This is a genomic window from Asanoa sp. NPDC049475 (assembly GCF_040676915.1).
Taxonomy (GTDB): Bacteria; Actinomycetota; Actinomycetes; order Mycobacteriales; family Micromonosporaceae; genus Asanoa.
In genome coordinates this window covers 812,158-838,841 of record NZ_JBFAPY010000001.1, presented here as the reverse complement: position 1 = coordinate 838,841, position 26,684 = coordinate 812,158, and the positions used below count along the sequence as shown (strand labels likewise).

At 70.2% G+C, this 26,684-nt stretch carries 26 protein-coding genes; 15 read left to right on the top strand and 11 right to left on the bottom strand.

Features of this window, described 5'->3' with window-relative positions; all coding sequences use genetic code 11:
- Window positions 1-5: 5 nt before the first annotated feature.
- The 6 genes from AB0J88_RS04015 to AB0J88_RS03990 form a co-directional block, all read right to left on the bottom strand.
- Complete coding sequence (locus AB0J88_RS04015) at window positions 6-1,640, bottom strand: HAMP domain-containing sensor histidine kinase (RefSeq protein WP_364357586.1); 1,635 nt, start codon at window positions 1,638-1,640, stop codon at window positions 6-8.
- An 11-nt stretch (window positions 1,641-1,651) separates the two neighbouring features.
- Complete coding sequence (locus AB0J88_RS04010) at window positions 1,652-2,353, bottom strand: response regulator transcription factor (protein ID WP_089247491.1); 702 nt, start codon at window positions 2,351-2,353, stop codon at window positions 1,652-1,654.
- 76 nt (window positions 2,354-2,429) lie between these two features.
- Window positions 2,430-3,029, bottom strand: a complete 600-nt coding sequence (locus AB0J88_RS04005; protein ID WP_364357589.1) for a PadR family transcriptional regulator — start codon at window positions 3,027-3,029, stop codon at window positions 2,430-2,432.
- Window positions 3,026-3,859 (bottom strand): DUF4097 family beta strand repeat-containing protein, encoded by an 834-nt coding sequence (locus AB0J88_RS04000; protein ID WP_364357591.1) that lies wholly within the window; start codon window positions 3,857-3,859, stop codon window positions 3,026-3,028. Before AB0J88_RS04000 ends, AB0J88_RS04005 begins: the two co-directional genes overlap by 4 nt.
- 68 nt (window positions 3,860-3,927) lie before the next feature.
- A complete protein-coding gene (locus AB0J88_RS03995; protein ID WP_364357594.1) occupies window positions 3,928-4,767 on the bottom strand; it encodes a lysophospholipid acyltransferase family protein in 840 nt (279 codons plus the stop codon).
- On the bottom strand, window positions 4,764-5,495 hold the full coding sequence (locus AB0J88_RS03990; RefSeq protein WP_364357597.1) for a GNAT family N-acyltransferase: 732 nt from the start codon (window positions 5,493-5,495) through the stop codon (window positions 4,764-4,766). Before AB0J88_RS03990 ends, AB0J88_RS03995 begins: the two co-directional genes overlap by 4 nt.
- Before the next feature lie 120 nt (window positions 5,496-5,615).
- Between AB0J88_RS03990 and AB0J88_RS03985 the strand changes: the two genes are divergently transcribed.
- From AB0J88_RS03985 to AB0J88_RS03955, 7 genes are all read left to right on the top strand, one after another.
- Window positions 5,616-6,260 carry a hypothetical protein gene (locus tag AB0J88_RS03985; protein ID WP_364357906.1) on the top strand — a complete coding sequence of 215 codons (645 nt, stop codon included), beginning with the start codon at window positions 5,616-5,618 and terminating at the stop codon, window positions 6,258-6,260.
- Between the two features lie 65 nt (window positions 6,261-6,325).
- Window positions 6,326-7,240, top strand: a complete 915-nt coding sequence (locus AB0J88_RS03980; RefSeq protein WP_364357600.1) for an ABC transporter ATP-binding protein — start codon at window positions 6,326-6,328, stop codon at window positions 7,238-7,240.
- Window positions 7,237-8,055 carry an ABC transporter permease gene (locus AB0J88_RS03975; RefSeq protein WP_364357603.1) on the top strand — a complete coding sequence of 273 codons (819 nt, stop codon included), beginning with the start codon at window positions 7,237-7,239 and terminating at the stop codon, window positions 8,053-8,055. The genes AB0J88_RS03980 and AB0J88_RS03975 overlap by 4 nt, the downstream gene beginning before the upstream one ends.
- Window positions 8,056-8,188: 133 nt before the next feature.
- Window positions 8,189-11,944, top strand: a complete 3,756-nt coding sequence (locus tag AB0J88_RS03970; RefSeq protein WP_364357606.1) for a multifunctional oxoglutarate decarboxylase/oxoglutarate dehydrogenase thiamine pyrophosphate-binding subunit/dihydrolipoyllysine-residue succinyltransferase subunit — start codon at window positions 8,189-8,191, stop codon at window positions 11,942-11,944.
- 2 nt (window positions 11,945-11,946) lie between these two features.
- Complete coding sequence (locus AB0J88_RS03965; protein ID WP_278080947.1) at window positions 11,947-12,123, top strand: DUF6104 family protein; 177 nt, start codon at window positions 11,947-11,949, stop codon at window positions 12,121-12,123.
- Window positions 12,124-12,229: 106 nt separating this feature from the next.
- Window positions 12,230-14,272 carry a phosphate acetyltransferase gene (pta, locus tag AB0J88_RS03960; protein WP_364357609.1) on the top strand — a complete coding sequence of 681 codons (2,043 nt, stop codon included), beginning with the start codon at window positions 12,230-12,232 and terminating at the stop codon, window positions 14,270-14,272.
- Window positions 14,269-15,444, top strand: a complete 1,176-nt coding sequence (locus AB0J88_RS03955; RefSeq protein ID WP_364357612.1) for an acetate kinase — start codon at window positions 14,269-14,271, stop codon at window positions 15,442-15,444. Before pta ends, AB0J88_RS03955 begins: the two co-directional genes overlap by 4 nt.
- Here AB0J88_RS03955 and AB0J88_RS03950 read toward each other — a convergent pair.
- The gene (locus tag AB0J88_RS03950) at window positions 15,441-15,620 is read right to left on the bottom strand and encodes a hypothetical protein (RefSeq protein WP_364357615.1); all 180 of its coding nucleotides are present in this window, start codon (window positions 15,618-15,620) and stop codon (window positions 15,441-15,443) included. The two genes, AB0J88_RS03955 and AB0J88_RS03950, sit on opposite strands and share 4 nt — an antisense overlap.
- 86 nt (window positions 15,621-15,706) lie before the next feature.
- On the opposite strand from AB0J88_RS03950, the gene AB0J88_RS03945 reads away from it, so the two are divergent.
- Both AB0J88_RS03945 and AB0J88_RS03940 read left to right on the top strand, forming a co-directional pair.
- Window positions 15,707-16,621, top strand: a complete 915-nt coding sequence (locus AB0J88_RS03945) for an alpha/beta hydrolase (protein ID WP_364357618.1) — start codon at window positions 15,707-15,709, stop codon at window positions 16,619-16,621.
- Window positions 16,622-17,043: 422 nt separating this feature from the next.
- Window positions 17,044-17,850, top strand: coding sequence for a chlorophyllase (locus AB0J88_RS03940; RefSeq protein WP_364357621.1), 807 nt, complete (start codon window positions 17,044-17,046; stop codon window positions 17,848-17,850).
- A 37-nt stretch (window positions 17,851-17,887) separates the two neighbouring features.
- On the opposite strand, the gene AB0J88_RS03935 is transcribed toward AB0J88_RS03940, so the two are convergent.
- Window positions 17,888-19,384 carry a hypothetical protein gene (locus AB0J88_RS03935; protein WP_364357623.1) on the bottom strand — a complete coding sequence of 499 codons (1,497 nt, stop codon included), beginning with the start codon at window positions 19,382-19,384 and terminating at the stop codon, window positions 17,888-17,890.
- A gap of 184 nt (window positions 19,385-19,568) precedes the next feature.
- Here AB0J88_RS03935 and AB0J88_RS03930 point away from each other — a divergent pair, with 184 nt between their 5' ends.
- Window positions 19,569-20,531, top strand: a complete 963-nt coding sequence (locus tag AB0J88_RS03930; RefSeq protein ID WP_364357626.1) for a phosphotransferase — start codon at window positions 19,569-19,571, stop codon at window positions 20,529-20,531.
- Between the two features lie 175 nt (window positions 20,532-20,706).
- Here AB0J88_RS03930 and AB0J88_RS03925 read toward each other — a convergent pair whose 3' ends face one another.
- Together AB0J88_RS03925 and sodN are read right to left on the bottom strand one after the other, a co-directional pair.
- A complete protein-coding gene (locus AB0J88_RS03925; protein ID WP_364357629.1) occupies window positions 20,707-21,105 on the bottom strand; it encodes an anti-sigma regulatory factor in 399 nt (132 codons plus the stop codon).
- Between the two features lie 97 nt (window positions 21,106-21,202).
- Window positions 21,203-21,607 (bottom strand): superoxide dismutase, Ni, encoded by a 405-nt coding sequence (gene sodN, locus AB0J88_RS03920; RefSeq protein WP_364357632.1) that lies wholly within the window; start codon window positions 21,605-21,607, stop codon window positions 21,203-21,205.
- 27 nt (window positions 21,608-21,634) lie between these two features.
- Between sodN and AB0J88_RS03915 the strand changes: the two genes are divergently transcribed.
- The 3 genes from AB0J88_RS03915 (at window position 21,635) to AB0J88_RS03905 (ending at window position 24,527) form a co-directional block, all read left to right on the top strand.
- Window positions 21,635-22,018 carry a S26 family signal peptidase gene (locus AB0J88_RS03915; RefSeq protein ID WP_364357635.1) on the top strand — a complete coding sequence of 128 codons (384 nt, stop codon included), beginning with the start codon at window positions 21,635-21,637 and terminating at the stop codon, window positions 22,016-22,018.
- A gap of 99 nt (window positions 22,019-22,117) precedes the next feature.
- Window positions 22,118-23,302 (top strand): NADP-dependent malic enzyme, encoded by a 1,185-nt coding sequence (locus tag AB0J88_RS03910; protein WP_364357638.1) that lies wholly within the window; start codon window positions 22,118-22,120, stop codon window positions 23,300-23,302.
- Between the two features lie 274 nt (window positions 23,303-23,576).
- A complete protein-coding gene (locus tag AB0J88_RS03905; protein WP_364357641.1) occupies window positions 23,577-24,527 on the top strand; it encodes a zinc-binding dehydrogenase in 951 nt (316 codons plus the stop codon).
- Here the strand turns inward: AB0J88_RS03905 and AB0J88_RS03900 are convergent.
- The gene (locus tag AB0J88_RS03900) at window positions 24,524-24,916 is read right to left on the bottom strand and encodes a hypothetical protein (protein WP_364357644.1); all 393 of its coding nucleotides are present in this window, start codon (window positions 24,914-24,916) and stop codon (window positions 24,524-24,526) included. The two genes, AB0J88_RS03905 and AB0J88_RS03900, sit on opposite strands and share 4 nt — an antisense overlap.
- A gap of 90 nt (window positions 24,917-25,006) precedes the next feature.
- Here AB0J88_RS03900 and AB0J88_RS03895 point away from each other — a divergent pair, with 90 nt between their 5' ends.
- Both AB0J88_RS03895 and AB0J88_RS03890 read left to right on the top strand, forming a co-directional pair.
- Window positions 25,007-25,957: a diacylglycerol kinase family protein gene (locus AB0J88_RS03895; RefSeq protein ID WP_364357647.1), complete on the top strand. Its 951-nt coding sequence runs from the start codon at window positions 25,007-25,009 to the stop codon at window positions 25,955-25,957.
- A gap of 416 nt (window positions 25,958-26,373) precedes the next feature.
- A complete protein-coding gene (locus AB0J88_RS03890) occupies window positions 26,374-26,631 on the top strand; it encodes a WhiB family transcriptional regulator (protein ID WP_089246868.1) in 258 nt (85 codons plus the stop codon).
- Window positions 26,632-26,684 lie beyond the last annotated feature (53 nt).

The window sequence follows — 26,684 nt, the reverse complement described above, 5'->3', positions numbered from 1 at the left end:
GACATTTACCTTTCCCCACCGCTCTGCGACCGGCCTGGGGCCGGGCTGAGCGTTGTCTGAGAGTGGCCGTTCTGACCCGCCCCGTTGCCGCCGGCGGCCGGGTCGGGACCCGCGCCGTCGGCGTCGTGGTCGTCCTCTCCGGTGGCCAGCGGCAGCCGGACCCGGAACGTCGAGCCCTTGCCGGGCACGCTGTCGACCTCCACGCTGCCGCCGTGGGCGCGGACCAGCGCGGCGACGATGGCGAGCCCGAGGCCGGTGCTGTTGGCCTCCCGGTCGCGCCGGCGCGCGGCGTCCGCCCGGTAGAACCGCTCGAAGACGCGCTCGGCCTGCTCGGGCGGGAGGCCCTGGCCCGTGTCGACCACTTCGACGATCGCCGAGCCGCCGTCGGAGCGCAGGCGCACAGTGATCTTCGCGGGCCGCGGCGTGTGGATGATGGCGTTGGTCAGGAGGTTGCCCAGCACCTGCCGGAGCCGGGCGTCGTCGGCCTGGACCACCAGCAGCCCGGCCCGCGGCGCGACCTCGATCGAGATGTCGCGGTCCGGCGCCATCGCCTGCGCGGCCTGCACCGCCTCGCTGGCCAGTACGCGCAGCTCGACCGGCGACAGCGAGAGCGGTCGTTCCCGGTCGAGGCGGGCGAGCAGCAGCAGGTCCTCCACGAGAAGACCCATCCTGGCGGCCTCGTCCTCGATCCGCCGGACCAACCGTGCGGTGTCCTCCGGCGAGCCCGCGGCGGCACCCTGCCGGTAGAGCTCGGCGAAGCCGCGGATCGTGGTCAGCGGCGTACGCAACTCGTGTGAGGCGTCCGCGACGAACTGCCGCATCCGTTCCTCGGAGCGCAGGGCGCGCGCCTCCGACGCCTGTGCGGCGAAGGCCGCGTCGCGGGCGGCGGCCTCGGAGTCGGCCCGGGCCGCGAACGCGGTCTCGATCTGGGTGAGCATCGAGTTCAGTGCCCGGGACAGCCGGCCGAGCTCGGTCTTGGGTTCCTCGACGCCGGGTTCAGGATCGGGGACGCGCTGGCTGAGGTCGCCGGCCGCGATCGCCACCGTCGTGCGCTCGATCTGCCGCAGCGGTTTGAGGTTGCTGCGCACTATCGCGGCGCCGACGGTCGCGAGCACGATCAGTACCGTGCCCCCGGCCAGGCCGTCGATCCAGAGCAGCTGTTTGACGGTGTGGTCGACGTCGGCGAGGTTGAACCCGACCGCGACGATGGCGCTGCTGTCCTGCGGCTGCACCATCAGCACCCGCCAGCGGGCCTGGCTGCCGATCGCCTTGACCGTGAACGGGTCGTTGTGGTGCTGGCGCAGCGACTGCTGCAGGCCCTGGTAGTTCTGCGGCAGGTCCGGCCCGTCCGGGGTGAACAGCTGGCTGGGCTTGCTGCTCAGGTCGTTGAGGGTCGGCTGCGCCGGGGTGGACGCGACGGCGAACGCGTTGTCGCCGACCGCGAACTGGATGTTGTCGCGGAGCAGCGCCTGCACGTTGTTGTTGAGGCTGCGCAGGTTGCCGTCGACCTGGTCGAGCAGGTAGTTGCGCAGGAAGAAGGTGCTGGCCGCGCCGATCACCAACAGGGCGGCCGTGACCAGCGCCAGCACCGCGGCGACGAGCTTGACGCGCAGCGGGGTGCCACGCAGGGGGGCCAGCATCGGCACCCCGGTCAGGCCGTCGGTTTGCGCAGGACGTATCCGACGCCACGCAGGGTGTGGATCAGCCGCGGCTGCCCGTTGTCGATCTTGCGCCGCAGGTAGGAGATGTAGCTCTCCACGATGTTGTCGTCGCCGCGGAAGTCGTAGTTCCAGACGTGGTCGAGGATCTGCGCCTTGGACAGCACCCGGTTGGCATTGAGCATCAGGTAGCGCAGCAGCTTGAACTCGGTGGGGGAAAGCTGGACCCGCGCGCCGGCCCGGTAGACCTCGTGGGTCTCCTCGTCGAGCTCGAGGTCGGCGAACGTGAGCCGGGAGGTGCTCTGGTCACCGGAGGTGGTGCGGCGCAGCACGGCGCGGATGCGGGCGGTCAGCTCTTCGAGGCTGAACGGCTTGGTGACGTAGTCGTCGCCGCCGAGGGTCAGGCCGCGGATCTTGTCGTCGGTGGCGTCACGCGCGGTCAGGAACACCACAGGGGTACGGGTGCCGCCCTCGCGCATCAGCCTTATCACCTCGAAGCCGTCGAGGTCGGGAAGCATCACGTCGAGGACGACCAGGTCCGGCCGGCGATCCTTGGCGGCGCTGACGGCGGAGCTGCCGCTGGTCGCGGTGCTCACCTCGAAGCCGGCGAACTTCAAGCTGGCGGAGAGCAGCTCGAGAATGTTCGGGTCGTCTTCGACGACTAGCAGTCTCGCCTCGGTCTGTGGAGCGGCCATGACACCCATCATTTACCCGTACGCTGTGCCGCCGCTGGATTGAACCTGAAAGTCCGCTGTGCGCGATGGGCGATTCCTACCGTTGCATCCGGCGCAGTCCGTCGAGGACCCCGTCGAGCAGTCTGGTCGCCGTGCGCAGCTGGTCGTCGCTGAACCGCCCACGCCGGACCAGCGCACGCACCTCGTCGGCGAACGCCACCAGGCGCCGGTCGAAGTCGGCCTGCGGGTCGGCGGCCGGTTGGGCTGACCGCCCGCCGAGCTGGACGTCGACCACCCAGGAGGTCCCCCGCCGGGTCTGCCGGGCCGCCTCCTTCAGCTCGCGCTTGAGGTCGCGAGCCGAGCCGTGCACCTCGGCCTGGATCTCGGCGGCCAGGTCGGCTACCGACGCGTTGATGTCCTTCTCCAACGCGTCGAGCTCACCGGCCCGCTGGCGCAGTTCCGTGCGACCGGCGTCGGTGATCGAGTACGTCTTGCGCCCGCCCGCCGCGGCATGGGTGACCAGGCCCTCGCTCTCCATCCGGGACAACCGCGGATAGATCGTGCCGGCACTGGGCGCATAGGTGCCGTGGAACCGGTCGGCCAGCAGCCGGATCAGCTCGTAGCCGTGCTTCGGGCCGTCGTCGAGCAGCTTGAGCAGGTAGAGACGCAACCGCCCATGGCTGAACACGGCCGTCATGCCGGCGTCTCCCCTCCGTCGTCGACCGGGCGGGACAGCAGCGCGATGCTGCCGGAAACGGTCGTCGCCCAGAGTTTGCCGGTTCCGCCGCCGAGCTCGCCGCGCCGGTGCTGCGACGAGCCGTGTCGTTCGGTGGCCAACTGGGGGAACGCGGTGGTGATCTGGCCGGACTGGGTGTGCAGGTCGACGGCCAGGTCGGCGTCTTGCCGGACCCGCACGGTGACGCTGCCGGAGGTGGCGTGCAGCCGGAGCTCGCGATGGTGCGGGTTGTCGAGATCACAGGTGACCGAGCCGGAGACCGTCGACATCTCGACCCGGTCCGCGGCGCTGTCGGCGAGCACGAGCTCGCCCGACACGGTCCGCAGGCTCAGGTCGCCGTCGACGCCCAGTGCCTCGACAGGTCCGGAGACGACCTTGGCACGGGTGCGCCCGCCCAGGCCCATCAGCGTGATCCGGCCCGAGGTCACCTGGACCTCGGTGTCCGTGCGCAGACCGGCGGCCACCACGGGACCGTCGGTCAGTCGGACGTAGGCGCTGGTCGTGCGGGGCACGCTGATCGAGACCTCGACCCGGAACCGCCGGCGGAGCTGCCCGATCCACCACAACACGCCGGGAAAGCGGGGCAGCTTGTGATGCCGGATCACGAGGGTACGGTCGACCACCTCGACGATCACGGGAGTGCGCCCGGCCCGCGTGACGTCGACCCGCGCCGGACCGTCCTCGCCGCCGACCAGGTTGACCCGGCCGGAGACCAGGTTGACGTCGACCCGGTCGAAGGGCGCGTCGATGTCGAGCCGCTGCGGCTGCTCCACGGTCCAGGTGTTGGACACGGGCTCACCTCCCGAAAGCCGCTTGAGCATATCGCGATGTATCGCGTTATGCCAGCGGCTCGGGAGGGTTACGCGGCCAGGGCCACCGGGATCGGCAGCGGGGTCTCCTCGACCGGGACAGGCACCGGCACGAAGACCGGCGTGCCGACGGCGGCCTGAGCCACCCGGGCCAGCGCTCGGCGGGACGCCTCAGGCTCCGGGTGCAGCGCGGGCGCGACCGAGACCGACGCGACCGGCGTACGCAGCGCGAGCACCCGACGGACCGAGGCCCAGAGCGTCTCGTCACCGATGAAGGACGCGGCCGGGCCGCCGTACCGCAAGGCCACCGGAACGATCGTCGCACCGGCGTCGACGGCAGCCTGGAACATCGCGGGGCGGAACGGCCCGACCGACTCGCCACAGCCGGTGGTGCCCTCCGGGAACACCGTGACGACAGCACCCGCGCGCAGCGCCGCGGCCACGTCGGCGACCGTGTCCGGCAGCGTCTTCGGCCGGGCACGGTCGATGAAGATCGTGCCGCCGGACGCGGCCAGCTTCCCGAACAGCGGCCAGTTCCGCACCTCGACCTTGGCCAGCATCCGGCCGGGCGCCACCGCGAGCAGCGTGACGATGTCCAGCCAGGACACGTGGTTGGCCACCACCAACGAACCGCCGCGCGGCGAGCGGCCGCGCACCCGCAGCCGCACGCCGAGCGCGGCCAGGGTCGCCCGGCCCCACGCCCGGGCGACCCGGTCGCGACCCGCCTCGTGCAGCAACGGGAGCACCGGGATCAGCAGGGCGCCGAAGACCAGCGCGCCGAGCAGCCGAACGAACCGCAGCACCTGGATCGCCTTCGGCGCTTCGGTCGGCTGTTCAGCGGTGTCGAGGCAAGGGATGCCGCAGTCGTTGCGCGGCCGCCACAGACTCACTGGTCGACTCCCAGGAAGTGGCGGAGGTACCGGGGGTCGATCCGGTCCAGGGACAGCAGCACGTAGAGGTCGGCGCAGTCGAAGTCCGGGTCGTACGCCGGCTCGCCGCAGACCCACGCGCCGAGCCGCAGGTAGCCGCGCAGCAGCGGGGGCATGGCCGCGCTCGAGATCGCCTCGGAGGGCTGGATCTCCCACGGGTGCCGCGGTGCGACCCGCATCCGGGGCGGGGAGATGTGCTTGGTGCGCACCCGCTCCCAGACCCCGGCGGCCAGCGTGCCGCCGTCGTCGAGCGGGATCGAGGCGCAGCCGCCCAGCCAGCGCTTGTTGTGCAGGTGGAGGTAGCGCGCGATGCCGGCCCACATCAGGTTGATCACCGCGCCCGAACGATGCTCCGGGGCGACACACGAGCGGCCCGTCTCAACGAGGGCGTCGCGCAGCGGGTCGAGAGCGGACAGGTCGAACTCGGTGTCGCCGTAGCGGCTGGTGGTCCGCCCGGGCAACAGCATCCGATAGGTGCCGACGATCGCCCCGGACGTGTCGTCGCGGACGATCAGGTGGTCGCAGGCCTGGTCGAACTCGTCGACGTCGTGGCCGGGGACCGTGGTGTGCAGGGTCGCACCGAGCTCCTCGGCGAACACCTGGTAGCGCAGCCGTTGCGCGGCGGCGACCTGCTGCGCGTCGTCCGCGATCAGCAGGGTGTAACCGCCGGTCCTGGTCAGGAGGTCCATGCGTTCTGTGTAAGTGCGCCGGCTACCACACGCGTGTCGGAGAACGGGTGCGGGGATGTCGATTGAGTGAACGCCGGACCTCGATGCTTGTGGGAAGGTGTGCTGGTGAACAGCCGTTCGATGGTCATCGCCAGCCGGTTCAACGGTCCGCCGGGCACCGGCAACGGCGGCTACTCCGCGGGCACGTTCGCCGCGCTGGTCCAGCAGCCGGGCGTCCCCGAGGTCACGCTGCTCAAACCGCCGCCGCTCGACGTGCGGCTGACCGCCGAGGGCGACGAGGTGGTCGACCCGGCCGGCCAGGTGATCGCGACGGCCCGCGCGGTGCCGGCGTTCGAGGCTGTCGCGCCGCGGGTCACGGTCGAGGCGGCGAAAGAGGCGTCCGCCCACTACGCGGGGTTCACCGACCACCCGTTCCCGACCTGCTACGTCTGCGGACCGGAGCGCGCCGACGGGCTGCGGATCTTTCCCGGGCCGGTCGACGGCGTCGTCGCGGCGCCGTTCACCGCGCCGGCGCGGGTGACCACCGAGACGGTGTGGTCGGCGCTCGACTGTCCCGGCGGCTGGTCGGTGCTCAGCCCTGGTCGGGCGTACGTGCTGGGCCGGATGGCCGCGGTGATCAGCGAGCCGCCGGCGCCGGGCAGCGAGTCGGTGGTGGTCGGCATGCTGTCGGGCACCGAAGGCCGGCGCGCCGCGGTGCACTCGGCCCTTTGGACACCGGACGGCAGGCTGTTGGCCCATGCCCGGGCCACCTGGGTGGCGATTTGAGGGCAACATTCGTCCTACCCCGCCGGTATGGTGTGCGGCGACGTCACCCCGGGGGAAGGAGCGAGATGTCCGACGCCGAGATAGTGGTCTCCGGTCTCACCAAGCGCTACAAGACACTGCTGGCTGTCGACGGACTCTCGTTCAACGTCCGACCGGGCCGGGTCACCGGCTTCCTCGGCCCCAACGGGGCCGGCAAGACCACCACGCTCCGCATGCTGCTCAACCTCGTGACACCGACCTCCGGGTCGGCCACGATCGGCGGCCAGCGCTACGCCGACCTGCGCGATCCGCTGCGCACGGTGGGTGCGGTGCTCGAAGCGTCCAGCGCGCACAAGGGCCGCACCGGCATCAACCACCTGCGGGTGATCTGCGCGGCGGCCGGCCTGCCCAAGAAGCGGGCCGACGAGGCGCTCGAGCTCGTCGGCCTCACCCCGGCCGCCAAGCGCAAGTTCAAGGGCTACTCGCTCGGCATGCGCCAGCGGCTGGGCATCGCCGCGGCGATGCTGGGTGACCCGCGGGTGCTGATCCTCGACGAGCCCGCCAACGGCCTCGACCCCGAGGGCATCCGCTGGATGCGCAGCCTGCTGCAGGGGCTCGCCCGCGAGGGCCGCACCGTCCTGGTCTCCAGCCACCTGCTCTCCGAGATGGAGCTGCTGGCCGACGACGTCGTGATCATCGCCAACGGCAAGCTGATCCGGCAGGGTCCGATGGGTGAGGTCGTCACGTCGATGACCACCACCGCCCATGTCCGGGTCCGCACGCCGCAGGGCGACGGGCTGACCGCCGCGCTGGCCGGCGTTCCGGGCGCCACCGTCACCCCGGGGAGCGACGGCGTGCTGCTGGTCACCGGCGTCGAGGCGCCCGCGATCGGCAAGGCGGCCCTGGCCGCCGGGGTCGAGCTGCACGAGCTGACCCCTGAGCGCCCCGACCTCGAGGGCGTCTTCCTGGAGCTCACGGCCGGAAAGGCGGGCATCCGATGAGGCTGGTGCGCAGCGAGCTGCTCAAGGTCCGCACGGTGAGCACGTGGTGGGTGTTCGGGCTCATCGCGCTGGTGCTGTGGGCGATCGCGACCGGCTTCAACTGGCTGCAGACCTGGGCACTGGTCAACCCACCGGAGGGCACGCCCACCGACGACGCGCAGTTCAACGCCGCGCGCGAGGCCCCCAACATCGCCGCCAACCTCTACACCAGCGGCCAGTTCCTCGGCCTGTTGATCGTGCTGCTGATCGGCGTCATCGTCGTGACCAACGAGTTCGCCCACCAGACCGCGACCACGACGTTCCTGACCACCCCGCACCGCACCGCGGTCATCCTGGCCAAGCTCGCGGCCGCCGGGATCGTCGGCGTGCTGTTCTGGGCCGGCACCACACTGCTCAACCTGGTCGTGGCTCCGCTGATCCTCGGCGGTTACGACCTACCGACGCTGCTGGGCGACGGTGCCATCTGGCAGGCGATCCTGCTCAACGGCCTGGCCTACCTGCTCTGGGCCGTGATGGGCGTGGGCTTCGGGGTGCTGATTCCCAGCCAGCTCGCCGGCACGATCACCACCAGCGCGCTCTACATCGGCGGGTTCTTCGCCGGCGCGATCCTGCTGGGCGTGTTCGCCGACCGCTTCGGCGACTGGTTCAACAACCTCCAGCTCGTCATCCCGCCGCTGGCCTCCGGCCTGCTGGTCACCGGCACCGACCTGCCGGGCAGCCCACCCCGCTGGTCCGGTGCGGCCGTATTGATCGCATATGCCCTGGTCGCGGGGTTGATCGGCACCCTCATCACACGCAAGCGCGACATCTCCTAACACCCGCGCGCGTTTTAACCTGTGAGACGTGACACGGACGGACGTCGCCGAGGGCTGTCCATGTCGCGCGGCGTAGCCTTGGATCCGTCTTCTCACACCCACACACAGCGCGCGGAAGAGGCGATTACCGGCCGTGTCGAGCCAGCAGACATCTGATAACCCACTCGCGGGTTTCGGCCCCAATGAGTGGATCGTCGACGAGATGTACCAGCGCTATCTCGCGGACCCCACGAGCGTAGACCCGGCGTGGCACGACTTCTTCGCCGATTACCGCCCGGACAACGACGGCGCGTCGCCAACCCAGGCGACCGCCGCGACGGCGACCAAGACCGCCGCCCGGGCCGGCACCGACGCACCGGGCGCGACCACGTCCCCGGAGCCCCGGGCGAAGGCCAAGCCCGCCGCGACCACGAAGAGTGACGGCAAGGTGGACACAGTCACGAAGGCGCCGGCGCAACCCCGCGCGACGGCACCCGCCCCCGCCAAGCCCGCCGCCCCCGCGGCGAAGAGCAAGGAGCCCGAGGCCGCCAAGACGGCCGAGACCACCCCGCTGCGCGGCGTGGCCGCCAAGATCGTCCAGAACATGGACGCGTCCCTGGCCGTCCCCACCGCGACCAGCGTCCGGGCCGTGCCCGCGAAGCTCCTCGTCGACAACCGCATCGTGATCAACAACCACCTGGCCCGCGGCCGCGGTGGCAAGGTCAGCTTCACCCACCTCGTCGGGTGGGCGATGGTCCGGGCGCTCCGCGAGATCCCGGCGATGAACAACTCGTTCACCGAGGTCGGCGGCAAGCCCGCGCTGGTGCAGCCCGCGCACGTCAACCTCGGCATCGCGATCGACCTCAAGCGTCCCGACGGCACCCGCACCCTGGTCGTGCCGTCGATCAAGGGCGCCGAGGCGATGGACTTCCGCCAGTTCTGGCAGGCCTACGAGGACATCGTGCGGCGTGCCCGGCGCAACGAGCTCACGATGGACGACTACGCCGGCACCACGATCTCGCTGACCAACCCGGGCGGCATCGGCACGGTCCACTCCCAGCCGCGCCTCATGATCGGCCAGGGCACGATCATCGGCGTCGGCGCCATGGAATACCCGGCGCCGTACGCCGGCATGTCCGAGGACCGGCTGGCCGAGCTGGCCGTCAGCAAGATCATCACGCTGAGCAGCACGTACGACCACCGGATCATCCAGGGCGCGCAGTCCGGCGAGTTCCTCAAAGTGATCCACGAGCTGGTGCTGGGCGAGCACGGCTTCTACGACCAGATCTTCACCTCGCTGCGGATCCCCTACGAGCCGGTCCGCTGGATGCGCGACGTCGCGACCAGCTCCGAGGGCTCGATCGACAAGACCGCGCGGGTGATCGAGCTGATCCACGCGTACCGCGTGCGCGGCCACCTGATGGCCGACACCGACCCGCTCGAGTTCAAGATGCGCAAGCACCCCGACCTCGACGTGCTCGAGCACGACCTGACCCTGTGGGACCTCGACCGCAGCTTCCCGGTCGGCGGCTTCGCCGGCAAGCAGACGATGAAGCTGCGCGACATCCTCGGCGTGCTGCGCGACAGCTACTGCCGCCGGGTCGGCATCGAATACATGCACATCCAGGACCCGGAGGAGCGCCTCTGGATCCAGGAGCGGATAGAGCGGAAATACGAGAAGCCGTCGCCGGAGGAGCAGAAGCACATCCTCAACCGGCTCAACGCCGCCGAGTCCTTCGAGACCTTCCTGCAGACGAAGTACGTCGGCCAGAAGCGCTTCTCGCTGGAGGGCGGCGAGTCGCTGATCCCGCTGCTCGACGAGGTGCTGCAGACCGCCGCCGAGGGTGACCTCGACGAGGTCGTGATCGGCATGGCCCACCGCGGCCGGCTCAACGTGCTCGCCAACATCGTCGGCAAGCCGTACGAGAAGATCTTCTCGGAGTTCGAGGGCTTCATCGACCCGAAGTCGGCGCACGGCTCCGGCGACGTGAAATACCACCTGGGCCAGACCGGCAAGTTCACGACGCCCGACGGCGAGCACGCGATCAGCGTCTCGGTGACCGCCAACCCGTCGCACCTCGAAGCGGTCGACCCGGTGATGGAGGGCATCGTCCGGGCCAAGCAGGACCGGATCGACCTCAAGCTGGAGGGCTACACCGTCCTGCCGCTGGCGATCCACGGCGACGCCGCGTTCGCGGGCCAGGGCGTGGTCGCGGAGACGCTCAACCTCTCGCAGCTGCGCGGCTACCGCACCGGCGGCACGGTGCACGTCGTGGTCAACAACCAGGTCGGCTTCACCACCGCCCCGGAATACTCGCGCTCGTCGCTCTACTCGACCGACGTCGCGCGGATGATCCAGGCGCCGATCTTCCACGTCAACGGCGACGACCCCGAGGCCGTCGTCCGCGTCGCGCGGCTGGCGTTCGAATACCGCCAGGCGTTCAACAAGGACGTCGTCATCGACCTGGTCTGCTACCGGCGGCGCGGGCACAACGAGGGCGACGACCCCTCGATGACCAACCCGCTGATGTACTCGATCATCGACCAGAAGCGCTCGGTCCGGAAGCTCTACACCGAGGAGCTCATCGGTCGCGGCGACATCACGGTCGACGACGCCGAAGAGCTGCTGCGCGACTACCAGTCGCAGCTCGAGCAGGTGTTCAAGGCGACCCGCGACGCGGCGGCCACGGGCACTCGTCCGGTCCGCAGCCGGCAGCCCGAGCCGGAGCCCGCGGTCGAGACCGCCGTCCCCGTCGAGGCCGTGCGCGCGGTCGGCGAGGCCCACGTCAACCTGCCGGAGGGCTTCACCCCGCACAAGCGGCTCCAGCAGCTGCTCGACCGGCGGCACAAGATGTCCGTCGAGGGCCAGATCGACTGGGGCTTCGGCGAGATCATCGCCCTCGGCACGTTGCTGGCCGACGGGGTCACGGTGCGGCTGGCCGGCCAGGACTCGCGCCGTGGCACGTTCGTGCAGCGGCACGCCTCGGTCGTTGACGCCGACACCGGCAAGGACTTCCTGCCGCTGGCGACGCTGACCAAGGACCGGGCGCGGTTCTTCGTCCACGACTCGCTGCTCTCCGAGTACGCGGCGATGGGCTTCGAGTACGGCTACTCGGTCGAGAACCCGCAGGCGCTGGTGCTGTGGGAGGCGCAGTTCGGCGACTTCGCCAACGGGGCGCAGTCGGTGGCGGACGAGTTCATCACCTCGGGCGAGGTCAAGTGGGGCCAGCAGTCGGCACTGACGCTGCTGCTCCCGCACGGCCACGAGGGCCAGGGTCCCGACCACACCTCGGGCCGCCCGGAGCGCTGGCTGCAGATGGCAGCGGAAGACAACATCCGGGTGGTCATCCCGACGACCCCGGCCAACTACTTCCACCTGCTGCGTCGCCAGGCGCTCTCGCCCAAGCGCAAGCCGCTGATCGTGTTCACGCCCAAGTCGCTGCTGCGACACAAGCTGGTCGTGTCTTCGGTCGAGGACTTCACCACGGGTACGTTCCAGCCGGTCATCCCCGACACCAGCGGCCTCGACCCGCAGGGCGTGCGGCGGGTGCTGCTCTGCTCCGGCAAGGTCTACTACGACCTCGTGCAGGCCCGCGCCGAGCGCAAGATCACCGACACCGCGCTGGTGCGGATGGAGCAGCTCTACCCGCTCCCGGTCGACGAGGTGAAGGCCGCTCTGGCCCAGTTCCCGAACGCGGTCGACTTCGCCTGGGTCCAGGAGGAGCCGGCCAACCAGGGTGCCTGGTCGTTCGTGGCGCTGAACCTGCTCGAGCACCTCGAGGGCGTCCGGCTCCGGCGGATCTCCCGCCCGGCCGCCGCCGCGCCGTCGGTGGGCTCGACAAAGCTCCACGACGCCGAGCAGACCGCGCTGGTCGAGGCCGCCCTCCCCCGGCCCGCATCGGAGAGCTGAGCATGTACTTCACCGACCGCGGCATCGAGGAACTGGTCTCGCGCCGCGGAGAGGAGACGGTGTCGCTGGAGTGGGTCGCCGACCGGCTCCGCGACTTCGTCGACGACAACCCGGAGTTCGAGACGCCGATGGAGCGCTTCGCCACGTTCCTGGCGCGGCTCGACGACGACGAGGACTAGAGCCTGATCACTGCGCCCCACCGACCAAGTTTCTTGGGCTTGATTTCGCCGACCGAAGGTCCAGGCGCTTAAGGCAAGGGCGAGTCAACCTGGGTAGGTTGGCTTGGTGGGGCGCAGTGTCTATATCGCGAGTTTCGGTGAGGGCGGCGGCAAGTCGACGGTGGCGCTCGGCCTGGCCGAGTTGCTCTCGCGACAGGTGGGACGGATCGGCGCCTTCCGGCCGCTGGTGACGGTGCCCGGGCAGGACCCGATCCTCGATCTTCTGAGGCGCCGCTACGCGATCTCGCTGCCGGCCGCCGACCTGCACGGCGCGACCTATGCCGAGGCGACCGCCATGGTCGCGGCCGGGCGCCGGGAAGAGCTCATCTCCCAGATCGTCGAGCGCTACCGGGCCGTCGAGGGGCAGGTGCCGGCCATGGTCGTGATCGGCAGCGACCTCGAGGACAACGACGACCCCCGCCAGCTCGGCTTCAACGCCCGCCTGGCGACCGAGCTCGGCAGCGTCGCCGTCGCCGTGGTCGACGGGCGGACCGACGACCCGGCGTCCGCGATGAGCGCCGCGTACCACAGCCTGACCGACCTTGGCGCCACCGTGCTCACCGTGATCGCCAACCGGGCGCCGGTCGGTCTCGCGGCGCCGGCCCTGCCCGTTCCCGCGTACGTCATCCCCGAGATCCCCACGGTCTCCGCCCCGACGGTGGGCGAGGTCGCGACGGCGCTGGGTGCGACCGTGCTGACCGGCGATGCCGGCGCCCTCGACCGCGACGTGCTCGACTTGGTCGTCGGCGGCGCGCACGTGCCGGCGTTCCTCGACCACCTGACCGACGGCTGCCTGGTGATCACCCCGGGCGACCGGGCCGACCTGCTGGTCGCCGCGTCCAGCGCGCACGCGAGCGGGCTGGTCGCGGTGGCCGGGCTCATGCTGACGCTCGGCGAGCGCCCCGACGAGCGGGTGATGCGGCTGATCGACCGCCTCGACAGCGGGCTGGCGGTGCTCTCGGTCGACTCCGACAGTTACCACACCGTCGCGGCGGCGTCCCGGATCGAGGGCCGGCCCAGCGCGACCAGCCCCCGCAAGGTCGAGGCCGCCCTCGGCGCGTTCGAGTCGCATGTCGACACCGCCACGCTGGCCGACCGGCTGCAGGTGGCCAGGTCGTCGCGGGTCACCCCGCTGATGTTCGAGTACGACCTGATCGACCGCGCCCGCTCCGCCCGGCGCCGGCTCGTGCTGCCCGAAGGCACCGAGGAGCGGATCCTGCGGGCGGCGGAGATCCTGCTGCGCCGCGGCGTCGCCGACCTCACGCTGCTCGGTGCCGAGGACGAGATCGCGCGCCGCGTACGCGAGCTCGGCGTCGACATCACCGGCGCCACCGTGGTCGACCCGGCCACCAGCGCGTGGCGGGACGAGTTCGCTTCCACGTACGCCGGCCTGCGCTCGCACAAGGGCGTGACGCTCGACCTGGCGCACGACGTGGTCGCCGACCCCAACTACTTCGGCACGCTGATGGTGCTGGCCGGCCAGGCCGACGGCATGGTCTCGGGCGCGACCCACACGACGGCGGCGACGATCCGGCCGGCGTTCGAGGTGATCAAGACGGTGCCCGGGGTGTCGGTCGCGTCCAGCGTCTTCTTCATGCTGCTGGCCGACCGGGTGCTGGTCTACGGAGACTGCGCGGTCAACCCCGACCCGGACGCCGCCCAACTGGCCGACATCGCCCTCTCGAGCGCGGAGACGGCCGCGGCGTTCGGCATCGAGCCGCGGGTGGCGATGCTGTCCTATTCGACCGGCACGTCGGGCGCGGGCGCCGACGTCGACAAGGTGGCGACGGCGACCGCCCTGGTGCGCGAACGCCGGCCGGACCTGCCGGTGGAGGGGCCGATCCAGTACGACGCGGCCATCGACGCCGAGGTCGCCGCCACGAAGCTGCCGGGCAGCCTGGTCGCCGGCCGGGCGACGGTCTTCATCTTCCCGGACCTCAACACGGGCAACAACACGTACAAGGCGGTGCAGCGTTCCGCGGGCGCGGTCGCGGTCGGCCCGGTCATGCAGGGCCTGCGCCGCCCGGTCAACGACCTGTCCCGGGGCGCGACGGTCAAGGACATCGTCAACACGGTCGCCATCACCGCCATCCAGGCGGCCGCCCGATGAGCCGGGTCCTGGTCCTCAACTGCGGCTCGTCGTCGGTGAAATACCGCCTCTTCGACGTGCCGGACGGCCGTGGCCCCGGCGCCGACGCGTCGCCCGGCCAGGCCGCCGGCCCCGCCCCCGTCGTGGTGGCCACCGGGACCGTCGAGCGCATCGGCGAGAGCGAGCCCGGCGCGCCCAGGAACCACGCGGAGGCCCTGGCCGCCGCCATGGCGGAGATCTCGCTCGACGGGCTGACCGCCGTCGGCCACCGCGTCGTGCACGGTGGGCTCACCTTCACGGCCCCCGCGCTGGTCGACGACGCCGTGCTCGCCGCGATCGCCGACCTGGTCCCGTTGGCGCCGCTGCACAACCCGGCCAACCTGGCGGGCATCCAGGTCGCGCGGGCGCTGCTGCCGGGCGTACCCCAGGTGGCGGTCTTCGACACCGCCTTCCACCGGACGCTCTCCCCGGCGGCCAGCACCTACGCGATCGACGCCGAGACGGCCGAGCGGTACGGAATCCACCGCTACGGCTTTCACGGCACCTCGCACGCGATCGTCTCGCGGCGCACGGCGGCGCTGCTCGGCCGGCCGCTCGAGGAGGTCAACACGATCACCCTGCACCTCGGCAACGGCGCGAGCGCGTGCGCGGTCGAGGGCGGGCGCAGCGTCGGCACGTCGATGGGACTCTCGCCGCTGGAGGGCCTGGTGATGGGCACCCGCAGCGGAGACCTGGACCCGGCGATCATCTTCCATCTGCACCGCGTAGCCGAGATGCCGCTCGACGAGATCGACGAGCTGCTCAACCGCCGCAGCGGGCTGGTGGGCCTGGCTGGCGTCAACGACATGCGCGAACTGCTGGCCAAGCGCGCGACCGGCGACCGGGCGGCAGCGCTGGCGTTCGAGGTCTACTGCCGGCGGATCAGGTCCTATGTGGGCGCCTACTACGCCGACCTGGGCCGCCTGGACGCGATCACGTTCACGGCGGGGGTGGGTGAGAACGCGCCGGCCGTACGCGCGGGCGCCCTGGCCGGCCTGGACCGGCTCGGCATCGTGGTGGACCCGGCCCGCAACGAGGCCCCGGACCGGGGGGCGCGCGTCATCTCGCCGCCGGACTCTCCGGTGGCGGTGTGTGTGGTGCCGACCGACGAGGAGTGGGAGATCGCGACTCAGACCCTCGGGGTAGTGGCCTAGGTAAGTGCGAACACCAGGACGATGATCACGACAGCGGCCAGAACGGCGCCGCCGATGATCAACGGGGTGCGGTTGGCGGCTGGGGCGGCGGTGCTGGGGGCAGCGGCTTCCTCGCGGGCTTGGAAGGCGCGGAAGGCCTCCGTGTTGCCACTCGGGTCCCGGTAGTCGTCAGACATGCCGACGACCATAGCGAACCGCTTCGACTGCCCCAAACACCGAAAAGGCTGACGTCTGTCCGGTTCCTAGCACTTACCGTGTGGTCATGGGGGGAAGGCGGTCGGTGCTCGCACTGCTCGCTTTGCTGCTCATATTCGCAATATCGGCATTCGTCCCGGTGGTTTCCTCGCCGGGCGGCGCGGCCCTCAACACGTCCGGCAGCTACCCGGTCGGCGTGCGCGTCCTGGCCTTCGCCCGAGGCGCCGACCGCCCGTTGCCCACGATGGTCTGGTACCCCGCCGCGGCCGGCCGCCCTGCCGCTGGCACGGCCACCCGGGACGCCGAGGTCGCCGAGGGCCGGTTCCCGCTCGTCGTCTTCAGCCACGGCCTGCAGAGCCGCCCGGAAGACCACGTGCAGCTGACCACCCGCTGGGCGGCCGCGGGCTTCGTCGTGATCGCGCCGGCGTACCCGCACACCAAGAAGAACGCCCCGGGCTACACCCGCGACGACCTGGTCAACCAGCCGGCCGACGCGTGGGCGGTGGTGCAGGGGGTAAGCCGCCTCGACGGGGTGCCCGGTGACCCGTTCGCCGGCCACCTGGACACCGCGGACGTGGTAGCGGCGGGCCACTCAGGCGGCGCGTACACAGCCGCGGCGATGCTGCAACGCGGCCACTCGGCCCGCATCAAGGGCGCGATCGTGATAGCCGGCGCCCGCCCGCGCTTCGAGTTCGGCGGCCCACCGGCCACCATGCTGTTCATCCACGGCGACGCCGACCCGACGGTCCCGTACTCCACCGGCCGCGCCGTCTACGCCCGCGTGCCGTGGGACAAGGGCTTCCTGACGCTACGAGGCCTCAACCACGGTTCCTACCTGAGCCCAGGCCGACCCGGGTTCAATGAGGTCATGACGTCGACCACGGACTTCCTACGCTGGCGCCTCGACGGCGACAAGAACGCCAGATGCGCCACGGGACCGCTACGCACCGCCTTCGGCCCCGACAAACAACTCTGCGGATGACGAGGAAGCTTCGAGCGCGGAACCACGAAGATCTGGGTCCCGGGCTCGTCGTGGGCACGACCGTCGCTCCCGCCGGAGATCGCTCCGCTCCGCTGCGCTTGCCAGGTGCGCGATCGGTTGCCGTCCAACCAACCCCAGAACCGCTGCCGCCCGGAGCTATGTCGCCTCTGGGAGTGCCGCCCCGCGGCGGGCCGCCGGAAGCGGCGCCAACGCCAGCCAGCGGCACGGGGCGTTCACCGAGGCTCCCCCTCGGCGAAGCCGACCGAACGCCCGAAGCCCCACTCACGCGAGGCAAGGGGTGGGGGTTCCGATCGGTGACTCGGGTTGCCATGGTTGCTTTGGGGGCCGCGTTGCTCGGTGGGTGTGGGGGCGCGGTGCCGGCGGAGACGCCCGTGTTTCGGGCTCCGGTTTCGTCTCCCAGCGTGATCTCGACGCCCGCGCCCCTGCGGGGGACGGCCCCGGCGCGGGCGTTCCCGGTCGAGGAGCGGGAGCTGTCGCTCTCGCGGGACGGGCGGAAGCTGGCTACCACCCTCTTCTATCCCCAGGGTGCCGGGCGGTTTCCGGTTGTGTTGTTCAGTCATGGGCTTGGTGGGCGACCGGCGGACTACGCGCCGTTGTTGCGGCAGTGGGCCGCCGCCGGGTTCGTCGTGGCGGCGCCGGCTTATCCGCACACCAGTGGCAACGCCGCCGATTACGACGTGTTGGACGTGGTCAACCAGCCTGCCGACGCCTCGTACGTGATCGGCAAGGTGCTCGCCCTCGACGGGCGGCGCGGTGACGGACTCTTCCATCGGCTGGCTACGGATCGGGTGGCCGCGGCGGGGCACTCCGCCGGTGGCATCACCACCGTCGGGATGTTCACGCTCGCCCGCGACGCGCGGTTGGACGCCGGGATCGTCCTGTCCGGCAGCTCGCTCGGCACCGGCACCGGGTTCCGCGGCCCCGCCGCTCCGCTGCTGTTCGTGCACGGTGAGCGGGACGAGACCGTGTCGTACGCGTCCGGTAAGGCCGCCTACGACGCCGTACCCTGGCCGAAGGCGTTGTTGACCTTTCCCAAGGGTGACCACGGCGCGACCCTGCTGCGCGACGGCGGCGCGTCGTTCGCGGTGCTGGCCGACACGACGACCGAGTTCCTGCGCTTCACCCTCTACGGCGACCCGGCGGCCAAGCCCCGGATCGACCGGGCCGCCGCCCGCGACGACGTCGCCACGCTGGACGACCACCTGTGAACGGCGGGGTCCGAAGTGGACCCCGCCGGCACGGTGACTACTTGACCGGCTTGCGGTTGTCGGCGAACAGGTTGGTGCTGTTCTGCCAGCTGATGCCGGTCTGGGTGGGCCGCGCGATCACGCCGTAGCGGAAGTCGCGGCCGAACAGGTTGTCGCGGAACACGATGCCCGACCCGTTGAGGTCTTCGCGGACGCCGATCGAGTAGTTGCCGCCGTTGCAGAAGTTCTGCTCGTAGACCAGGTTGGTGACGCTCGGTCCGGTGGTCGAGCCGATCATCAGGCAGGCGTTGAACGGATCCTTCGTGTCAGGGTTGTACGCCTCGATCGTGTTGTGCCGGACCACGATGTTCTTGCCGGCCGTGGTCTGCATCGCGTCGTTGTGCGAGCCCGACGCGCGGGTCAGGTGGTGGATCCAGGAGTCGATGACCTGGCTGTTGTCGCTGAGCCGCGGGCCGTCGATGGTGTTGAAGATCTCCACCTTCTTGAGCGTGTAGCCGCCGCAGCACACCGTCGCCGAGTTCTTGCCCTGGCCGTCGATGGTCACGTTCTCGACGAGCAGGTTGGCGCTGGCGTCGCTCACCTTGATCGAGTAGTTGCTGCCACAGCTGATCTTCGAGTTGCGGATCGTCACGTTCTTGGCGGTGACCGTCACGCAACCCTTGATGTCGAGGCCACTGACGACCTGGCCGGCCTTGGAGAGGGTGAGCCCGCCCGAGGACTTGAGCGTGGTGCCGTCCGGGACGCCGGTGTTGCTCGGGCCGGGGAACGAGCTCGGGATGCCCGGACCCTGGCCACCACCCGTCGCGGGCGGTGGTGGGTCGGCCGGTTTGGTCGGCTTCGGGGACGGCTTGGCAGTGGCTGTGGGCGTCGGCACCGCCGTCGGCGTCGGTGTCGCGGTCGGCGTGGGGTTGATCGGCGCGCTCGGGAGCGCCTCCCCCGCGTCGACGTTGACCTTCTGCCCGTTCCACGTCGAGTCGATGATCGTCGCGGGCGCGGCGTCCGAGTACATGAACCCGTTGCGGCAACCCTCCAACGTGACCCGTACGGCGGTGTAGTTGCCGAATACGATCCCGTTCGTCTTGCTGGCTTGGCAGAAGACCTTCGTGTCTTCAATGCGCGTGCCGTCAAAGCCTTCGTAGACGCGGACCGAGTGATATCCGCCGTACCGAATGGTGCTATTCCGGATGGTTACGTTGTTGGCCTTTACGTACACGTATCCGTTGATCGTCTGTCCATCGATGACCGTGCCCGCTTTGGTCACTGTGACCGAGCCGGACTTCGCGACCGCTACCCCGACACCTGCGGCGCCGAGAGCGAGCGTGGTCAGCGCCACCAGCAGGGCGCGCCCCGGCCGCCGGAAGCCGAATCGCCTTCCGGTGGTGCGCGGTGCTCGTCTGGTGCCTTTGCGCGCTGCCGAAAACATCGAGATCTGACTCCTTCGCAGAGCTTTCCGTGGGATGCCACCGCGGAACGGAGCAGACTTTACCGGGCACACAAGAACGCGCAGTCGGACAAAAAATCCGCTGTCGATCAATCCTTTAGTGATCCTTAAGAACCCCTGTGGGGGCGCTTATATGCCATCGCATAACCCGTATTTGTCCGATTTGAACGCTCCTAAAAGTCCGGTTTCTCGTCAGCCGAGATTAGGGCATCCCGCCGACCCGTATCGAGATCCATTTGCGCAGGTCGGGGAGCCACTGGGTGCGACAATCCCGGGTGTGCGCGACTGGCCGGCGGAGCTGACGAAGGCGGACCTGGTCGAGGGACTGAGCCGGGGTTGGGGCCTCGACGTCGAGACGGTCGACTACCTGCCGGTGGGCGCGGGCAGCTACCACTGGTCGGCGGCCGCCGACGGACGGCGCTGGTTCGTCACGGTCGACGAGGTGAGCGGGGAGGGTCGGTTCGACGCGCTCGACCGGGCGCTGGCCACGGCCGTGGCGTTACGCGACCTGGACTTCGTCGTGGCCCCGGTCGCCGGACTGACCGGCGCTGTCACCCGACGGCTGACGGGCCGCCACGCGATGTCGGTCCACCCCTTCGTCGACGGAACGGCCGGCCCGTTCGGCCCGCACCCGCCCGAGGACCGCGAGCCGATGGTCGACCTGCTGGCCGCCCTCCACCTGGCAACGCCCACGGTCGCGTCGATCGCGCCCCGCACGGACCTGCGCCTCCCCGGCCGCGAAGGGTTGCACGCCGCCCTGTCGGACGCGGGCAGCGAGTGGCGGACGGGCCCTTACGCGGAGCCGGCTCGCGACCTGCTTGCCACGAACGGCGCGCGGGTGACCGACTGGCTGGACGCCTTCGACCGCCTGGTGGCGGAGGTCCGAGCGACCACGCCGACCTGGGTGATCACCCACGGCGAGCCACACCCCGGCAACGTGCTCCAAACCACCGAGGGCCGCCGCCTGGTCGACTGGGAGACAACACTGATCGCCCCACCGGAGCGCGACCTGTGGATGCTCACCTCAGCGGATCCCGGCGCCGAGGACCTCCTGGTGCGCTACACCGCCGCCACCGGGGTGCCGGTCTCCCGGGCCGCCCTGGACCTTTACCGCCTCTGGTGGACTCTGGCCGACGTAGCCGCCTTCGTAACCGACCTACGCCGCCCCCACACCTCGGGCGGCGACGCAGCCGACGCACTGGAATACCTCGCCAGCTACTTCCCGACGAACCCGCACTGACGATCACCGCCCGCGCTGCGACAACCACCTGTTGGCACCAGCGCATTCTGTGCAACAGACAGCGCTACGCAGAAAAGAAACCCCCGCGGACCTGGCAGTGAAGCGGAGCGAACGGTCTCCGGCGGGAGCAACGGTCGCGCCCCCGGCGGACCCGGGCCAGAATCGCCCTTAGCCCCTATCGGCCCGTCCGCTGGGTGATGAGGCGGATGGTGGCGCGCCCGTTGTCCGCTTCCGCGGTGGCTGAGCTGGTCAGGGCCGTCAGCACCTTCCAGGCGAACGAGCTCTCCGCCGGCAGTCGCGCCCCGCGGGCCGTCGGCACCATCACCTCGACCAGGAGCGCGTCGTCCGTCACCGCGAACCGGCACTCCAACTCGGCCCCTGGCGTCGCGACGACCAGGAGCATCGCGCAGGCCTCGTCAACCGCGATCCGGAGGTCTTCGATCTCGTCCAGGGCGAACTGCAGCCGGGCGGCGAGGGTGGCGGTGGCCGTGCGGAGTACGCCGAGGTATCCGCCGTCCGCAGGCACCGTAAGGAGCACGACGTCGTCGTCGAGGGCATCTGGCTGCATCGTCATCTGGTTCACCGGTTGCGGACTCTACCGGCTCGCGGCGAGTCGTGCGGACGACGCCGGCCGGCACCCCGCGTGGGGCACCGGCCGGAACATCGAAAACTCAGGCCTTCTTGGTCTCCCAGAAGATCTTGGAGATCTCCTCGATCTTCGCCAGCAGCTTGTCGCCCTCGGCCGGGTCCACCGACTCCTTGGTGCCAGCGGCGCCGGCGAGCTTGGTGGTCTCGTTGAAGAGCTGGTGAAGCTGCGGGTACTTCTCGAAGTGCGGCGGCTTGAAGTAGTCGGTCCAGAGCACCCACAGGTGGTGCTTGACGAGCTCCGACCGCTGCTCCTTGATGATCAAGGCGCGGGTGCGGTAGACCGGGTCTTCGTTGGCCTGGTACTTCTCCATGATCGCCTTGATCGACTCGGCCTCGATCCGGGCCTGCGCCGGGTCGTAGACGCCGCAAGGCAGATCGCAGTGAGCGCTGACGACTGTGCGCGGCGCAAGGAAACTAGGAAGTCGCATCAGGACTCCTCCAAGGGAAGACTTACGATGATCCTCGCTGAGGACATTACCCCCGGTGCTGTGTCGAAACGTCGCGGAGGTGCGTTCGTGGCGTCACTTTTCGCCGCTGTGGTGCGAGGTCCGTCGATGGCACCCACCTTGCGTGACGGTGACGCCCTGTTGGTGTTGCGCGGCGGCCGTCCGGTCCGTGCCGGCGATGTCGTCGTCGCCACTTTCCGCTCCCGGCCGGACCTGCTCGTCGTGAAGCGCGCCACGCACGAACAGGACGGCGGCTGGTGGCTGCGCGGCGACAACGAGTTCGTCACCGACGACTCACGTGCGTACGGCGTCGCCGACGTGAAAGGCCGCGTGCTGTTGCGGTATTGGCCCAAGCCCTCGCGACTGCGGTCAAGGATTATGCTCGACACTTAGCGGGCAACCCCCGCGTGCTTCGCCGGTCACCGCTGACCTCGCGTCCAGCCGGCACCTCTCTGCCGGCCTGACCTCTTCGACGCGATTAGGAGCACTGCAATGGACGCAGAGTCCACAGACGATCCCGTCTTCCAACTGCACCGTGGCGGCAAGATGGCGGTCACCTCGACCGTCCCGCTGACGAGTCGCGAAGACCTGTCGCTCGCGTACACGCCCGGCGTCGCCCGGGTCTGCGAGGCGATCGCGGCCGACCCCGCCCTGGTCGACGACTACACCTGGGTTTCGCACACGGTCGCGGTGGTGACCGACGGCTCCGCCGTGCTCGGCCTCGGCAACATCGGCCCACGCGCCGCGATGCCGGTGATGGAGGGCAAAGCGGTGCTCTTCAAGCAGTTCGGCGGCGTCGACGCGGTGCCGATCTGCCTCGACACCCAGGACGTCGAAGCCATCATCGAGACGGTGCGGGCGCTCGCGCCGTCGTTCGGCGGCATCAACCTCGAGGACATCAGCGCGCCGCGCTGCTTCGAGATCGAGCGCCGGCTCGACGAGGCACTGTCGATCCCGGTGTTCCACGACGACCAGCACGGCACCGCGATCGTCGTCCTGGCCGCGTTGCGCAACGCGGCAACCCTCCTCGAGCGCAAGCTCACCGACCTGCGGGTGGTCGTCAGCGGGGCGGGCGCGGCCGGCGTCGCGGTGACCAAGATGCTGATCGCCGGCGGCGTCAACCCGGCCGAGGTGCTGGTCGTCGACTCCAAGGGCATCCTGCACTCGGACCGCCCCGACCTGTCCGCACCGGCCGCGGTGGCCAAGGCGGAACTGGCCGCACAGACCAACCCGCACCGCCGCTCCGGCGGCATCGGCGACGCGCTGGCCGGAGCGGACGTCCTGATCGGCGTGTCCGGCGGCGAGATCGCGGAGTCCGCGGTGGCGACGATGGCCTCGGGCGCGATCGTGTTCGCCCTGGCCAACCCGACCCCCGAGGTCCACCCCGAGATCGCGTCCCGGCACGCGGCCCTGGTCGCCACGGGCCGCAGCGACTTCCCCAACCAGATCAACAACGTGCTGGCGTTCCCGGGCATCTTCCGCGGCGCGCTCGAGGCCCGCGCCACCCGCATCACCGAGGGCATGAAGGTGGCCGCGGCGGACGCCATCGCGAACGTCGTCGCCGACAACCTCCACGCGGACGCCTTCGTCCCCTCGCCCCTCGACCCGAGGGTCGCTCCGGCGGTCGCCACCGCCGTCGCCGAAGCCGCCCGCCGAGACGGTGTGGCCAGGGTTTAAGGCAGCTTTTCCGAGGCCCGTCGGGGGCATCGCGTCCGACGGGCCTTCGGCCTTCGAAGCAACGCCTTCAGGTTCTAAGAGCCGCGTTCCCGGGTCCGCGGTGGTCCGGACCGTTGATCCCGCCGGGGACCGCTCCGCTTCGCTCCGCTGCCAGGCCCGCGGTGGCAAGACCCACCCCGGACCGAGGTCTTGTGCAGGCGAGGCCACACGGCCCGGCGCGTTCGGCTGCGGACGACGCGGGCGGCCGACCGATGAAGCGTCTAGATTCCTTGGCATGCGTGCTGCCTTTGCTACCCGGTTCGATGATGCCAACCCGCTGTCCGCGCTCGCTGTCGGCGACATGCCCGAGCCTGAGCAACGCGACGGGTGGACCACCGTCGAGGTGCGAAGCAGTTCGCTCAACCACCACGATCTCTGGTCGCTGCGTGGGGTCGGCCTCCGCGAGCAGCAGCTGCCGATGATCCTCGGCTGTGACGCCGCCGGTGTCGCCCCGGGCGGCGAGGAGGTCGTCGTCTACCCCGTCGTGACGACGCCCAGCGACCCCCGGGGCTACTCGCTCCTGTCCGAGCACTTTCCGGGAACCCTGGCCGAGCGCGTCGCCGTACCCGTCGAGAACCTGGTCCCCAAGCCCGCCGACCTGTCCTGGGAAGACGCCGCCTGCCTGCCGACCGCGTGGCTGACCGCCTACCGGATGCTGACCACCAAGGGTCGGGTCGACGAGACCGACACCGTGCTCATCCAGGGCGCCGGCGGTGGGGTGGCCACGGCCGCGGCGCTGATCGCCGTCGCGATGGACAAGCGGGTGTACGTCACCAGCCGCGACCCCAAGAAGCGTGAGCGGATCAGTGCCCTCGGTGCCACCGCCCTCGAGCCCGGTGCGCGCCTGCCTGAGCGGGTCGGTGTGATCATCGAGACCGTGGGCGAGGCGACGTTCGAGCACTCGATGAAGGCCAGCGCCCCCGGCGCCCGGATCGTCGTCTCCGGTGCCACCTCGGGTCACCTGCCGAAGTTCGACCTCCGGCGGGTGTACGCGATGCAGCTCGAGATCCTCGGCAGCTCCATGGGCACGCCGGGCGAGCTCGCGGCGCTGCTGGCCTTCTGCGCCGACAAGGCGATCCGCCCGGTCGTCGACGAGGTGATCGGCTTCTCGGAGGTCGAGCGCGCCTTCGAACGCCTCCACGAGGGCGGCGTCTTCGGCAAGCTGGTGCTAGATCACACGCGTTAGCCAACGCCGAGCGCGCGGGTGCTGGCCGGTGCCAGCATCAGGCCGCACACCCCGAGCCCCAAGGCGATCAGCAGGACGCCGAGCCAGGCCGTGCCGCCCTGGATCATGTAGTAGCCGACCGCGCACAGCATGAGCTGCAACACGATCGCCGGGCCGCGCGCGCCGGCCCGGCCCTGGCCGAGCGCGCGCCCGAGCAGGAACAGCGCCAGCGCGCCGAACGCCGCGAACAAGGTGAGCAGCAGCGCCGAGGTGATGTCGACCGCGTCGGCGGTCACCAGCTCGTACGCCAGATAAAGGGTGAGCCCGACCATGCCGGCGGCTTCCGCGAACAGCAGCCACACGGCGGCGCGCAGGGTCGCCGGCGCGGGCTCGGCGGGGGTCTCGGACACGCGGCCACGATACCGCCGTGCCGAGCGACACAGCCCGTGGGCATCTGGAAGGCGCACAGAGGGTGACCGCACGCGGGTACAGTCCGCCACATGCGGGCCTTGCTGGTGGTCAACCCGAAGGCCACCACAACATCCGAACGCAGCCGCGATGTCCTGATCCGCGCGCTGCGTAGTGCTGTCGACCTGCGGGTCGAGTTCACCCGGCGGCGTGGCCACGCGGTCGCGCTCGTCCGCGACGCCGCTCAGCACGGCGTCGACGTCGTGGTCACCCTCGGTGGGGACGGAACGGTCAACGAAGCCGTCAACGGTCTCATGGGCGCGCTCCCCTACCTGCCACCGATGGACCGCACCTCGCCCGCGGAGCGGCTCCCGGCGCTCGCGGTGGTGCCCGGCGGGTCGACGAACGTGTTCGCGCGGGCGGTCGGCCTCCCCAAGGACTGGATAGAAGGCACGGGCGTGATCCTGGAGGGTCTGCGCGCCGGCCGCTTCCGCACGATCGGGCTCGGCCGGGCGGACGACCGCTACTTCACTTTCTGTGCAGGGTTCGGTCTCGACGCGGGTGTCATCCGGCGGGTCGAACGGGCGCGATCGCGGGGCCGCGTATCGACGACCGCGCTTTATCTGAGATCCACGTTTGGTGAATATCTGGCGACGGACCGGCGCCATCCGGCGATCTCGCTCGAGCGTCCGGCTGAGACGGCGGTCGATGAGCTCGCGACGGTGATCATTCAGAACACGACCCCGTGGACCTATCTCGGCGATCGGCCCGTAAGCCCCAATCCGGACGCGTCGTTCGACCTCGGACTTGACGTACTGGGCGTCCGTCAGCTAGCGGTGGCCAGTACGACACGGACAGTCACCCAAATCCTGTCGCCGCGAACGAATCCACATGGCCGCCAAGTCGTTCAACTCCATGACGTTCACGAATTCACCCTGCTCGCGCGGCGTCCGGAACCGTTCCAACTGGACGGTGACTATCTCGGCGAGCGGGAAAAAGTCAGATTTACCTCCGTGGCGCAAGCGCTGAGAGTAATCTGCTGAGGAGCGGGTACGGGGTGTCCAGGCGCGGATTTTCGCAGCCGCAGGGGTGACACGTGCCGGAAATGCCAGTAATGTGGCCCGGACCGTACTACATTGATTGCGGCTGGCGAAATCCGGGTGCAGGGCACATGCTCGAAAACCGGACAAAGGGGTCGTGAGCTTGCTCACCCGCTCAGACTTTTTCGCGGCGTCCCCCTTGACATCGCGACAGTTCGTGAAAGTATTCACAAGCGAAAACGAGTTACGGGAACGTTGCCTGCGAGCACATTGCGAGCACCCTCGGCGCCGTTCCTCAAGGCTAGTCGCCTGCCCACGTGCTGCCGACGTGTCGGATGCTCACCGTCACGGAGTGCAACGCGCGCGCATATAGGAAAACCCGCATTGTTTGCCATCGCAGAACGAGGAGTGTTGCCGCCATGGACTGGCGCCACGTAGCTGCCTGCCGCGACGAAGACCCGGAGCTGTTCTTCCCGATCGGGACGTCCGGTCCGGCTCTGTTGCAGGTCGAGCAGGCCAAGGCCGTCTGCCGGCGGTGCTCCGCGACCGACCAGTGCCTGCAGTGGGCGCTGGAGTCCGGTCAGGACGCCGGCGTTTGGGGCGGGATGAGCGAGGAAGAGCGGCGCGCGGTCAAGCGCCGCGGCGGCCTGCGGGTCCTGCGCGCTCACTCCGCCTGAACAGCACCACCATCGCAAGGACGCCCCGGGCAACCGGGGCGTCCTGCGTATGT

Coding starts and splice junctions, on each gene's coding strand:
- AB0J88_RS04010 (WP_089247491.1), bottom strand. CDS start 2,353: ATGGCCGCTCCACAGACCGAGGCGAGACTGCTAGTCGTCGAAGACGAC.
- AB0J88_RS03905 (WP_364357641.1), top strand. CDS start 23,577: ATGCGTGCTGCCTTTGCTACCCGGTTCGATGATGCCAACCCGCTGTCC.
- AB0J88_RS03925 (WP_364357629.1), bottom strand. CDS start 21,105: ATGACGATGCAGCCAGATGCCCTCGACGACGACGTCGTGCTCCTTACG.
- AB0J88_RS03965 (WP_278080947.1), top strand. CDS start 11,947: ATGTACTTCACCGACCGCGGCATCGAGGAACTGGTCTCGCGCCGCGGA.
- AB0J88_RS04015 (WP_364357586.1), bottom strand. CDS start 1,640: ATGCTGGCCCCCCTGCGTGGCACCCCGCTGCGCGTCAAGCTCGTCGCC.
- AB0J88_RS03945 (WP_364357618.1), top strand. CDS start 15,707: ATGGGGGGAAGGCGGTCGGTGCTCGCACTGCTCGCTTTGCTGCTCATA.
- AB0J88_RS03890 (WP_089246868.1), top strand. CDS start 26,374: ATGGACTGGCGCCACGTAGCTGCCTGCCGCGACGAAGACCCGGAGCTG.
- AB0J88_RS03955 (WP_364357612.1), top strand. CDS start 14,269: ATGAGCCGGGTCCTGGTCCTCAACTGCGGCTCGTCGTCGGTGAAATAC.
- AB0J88_RS03895 (WP_364357647.1), top strand. CDS start 25,007: ATGCGGGCCTTGCTGGTGGTCAACCCGAAGGCCACCACAACATCCGAA.
- AB0J88_RS04005 (WP_364357589.1), bottom strand. CDS start 3,029: ATGACGGCCGTGTTCAGCCATGGGCGGTTGCGTCTCTACCTGCTCAAG.
- AB0J88_RS03975 (WP_364357603.1), top strand. CDS start 7,237: ATGAGGCTGGTGCGCAGCGAGCTGCTCAAGGTCCGCACGGTGAGCACG.
- AB0J88_RS03990 (WP_364357597.1), bottom strand. CDS start 5,495: ATGGACCTCCTGACCAGGACCGGCGGTTACACCCTGCTGATCGCGGAC.
- sodN (WP_364357632.1), bottom strand. CDS start 21,607: ATGCGACTTCCTAGTTTCCTTGCGCCGCGCACAGTCGTCAGCGCTCAC.
- AB0J88_RS03980 (WP_364357600.1), top strand. CDS start 6,326: ATGTCCGACGCCGAGATAGTGGTCTCCGGTCTCACCAAGCGCTACAAG.
- AB0J88_RS03950 (WP_364357615.1), bottom strand. CDS start 15,620: ATGTCTGACGACTACCGGGACCCGAGTGGCAACACGGAGGCCTTCCGC.
- AB0J88_RS03985 (WP_364357906.1), top strand. CDS start 5,616: ATGGTCATCGCCAGCCGGTTCAACGGTCCGCCGGGCACCGGCAACGGC.
- AB0J88_RS03915 (WP_364357635.1), top strand. CDS start 21,635: ATGATCCTCGCTGAGGACATTACCCCCGGTGCTGTGTCGAAACGTCGC.
- AB0J88_RS03910 (WP_364357638.1), top strand. CDS start 22,118: ATGGACGCAGAGTCCACAGACGATCCCGTCTTCCAACTGCACCGTGGC.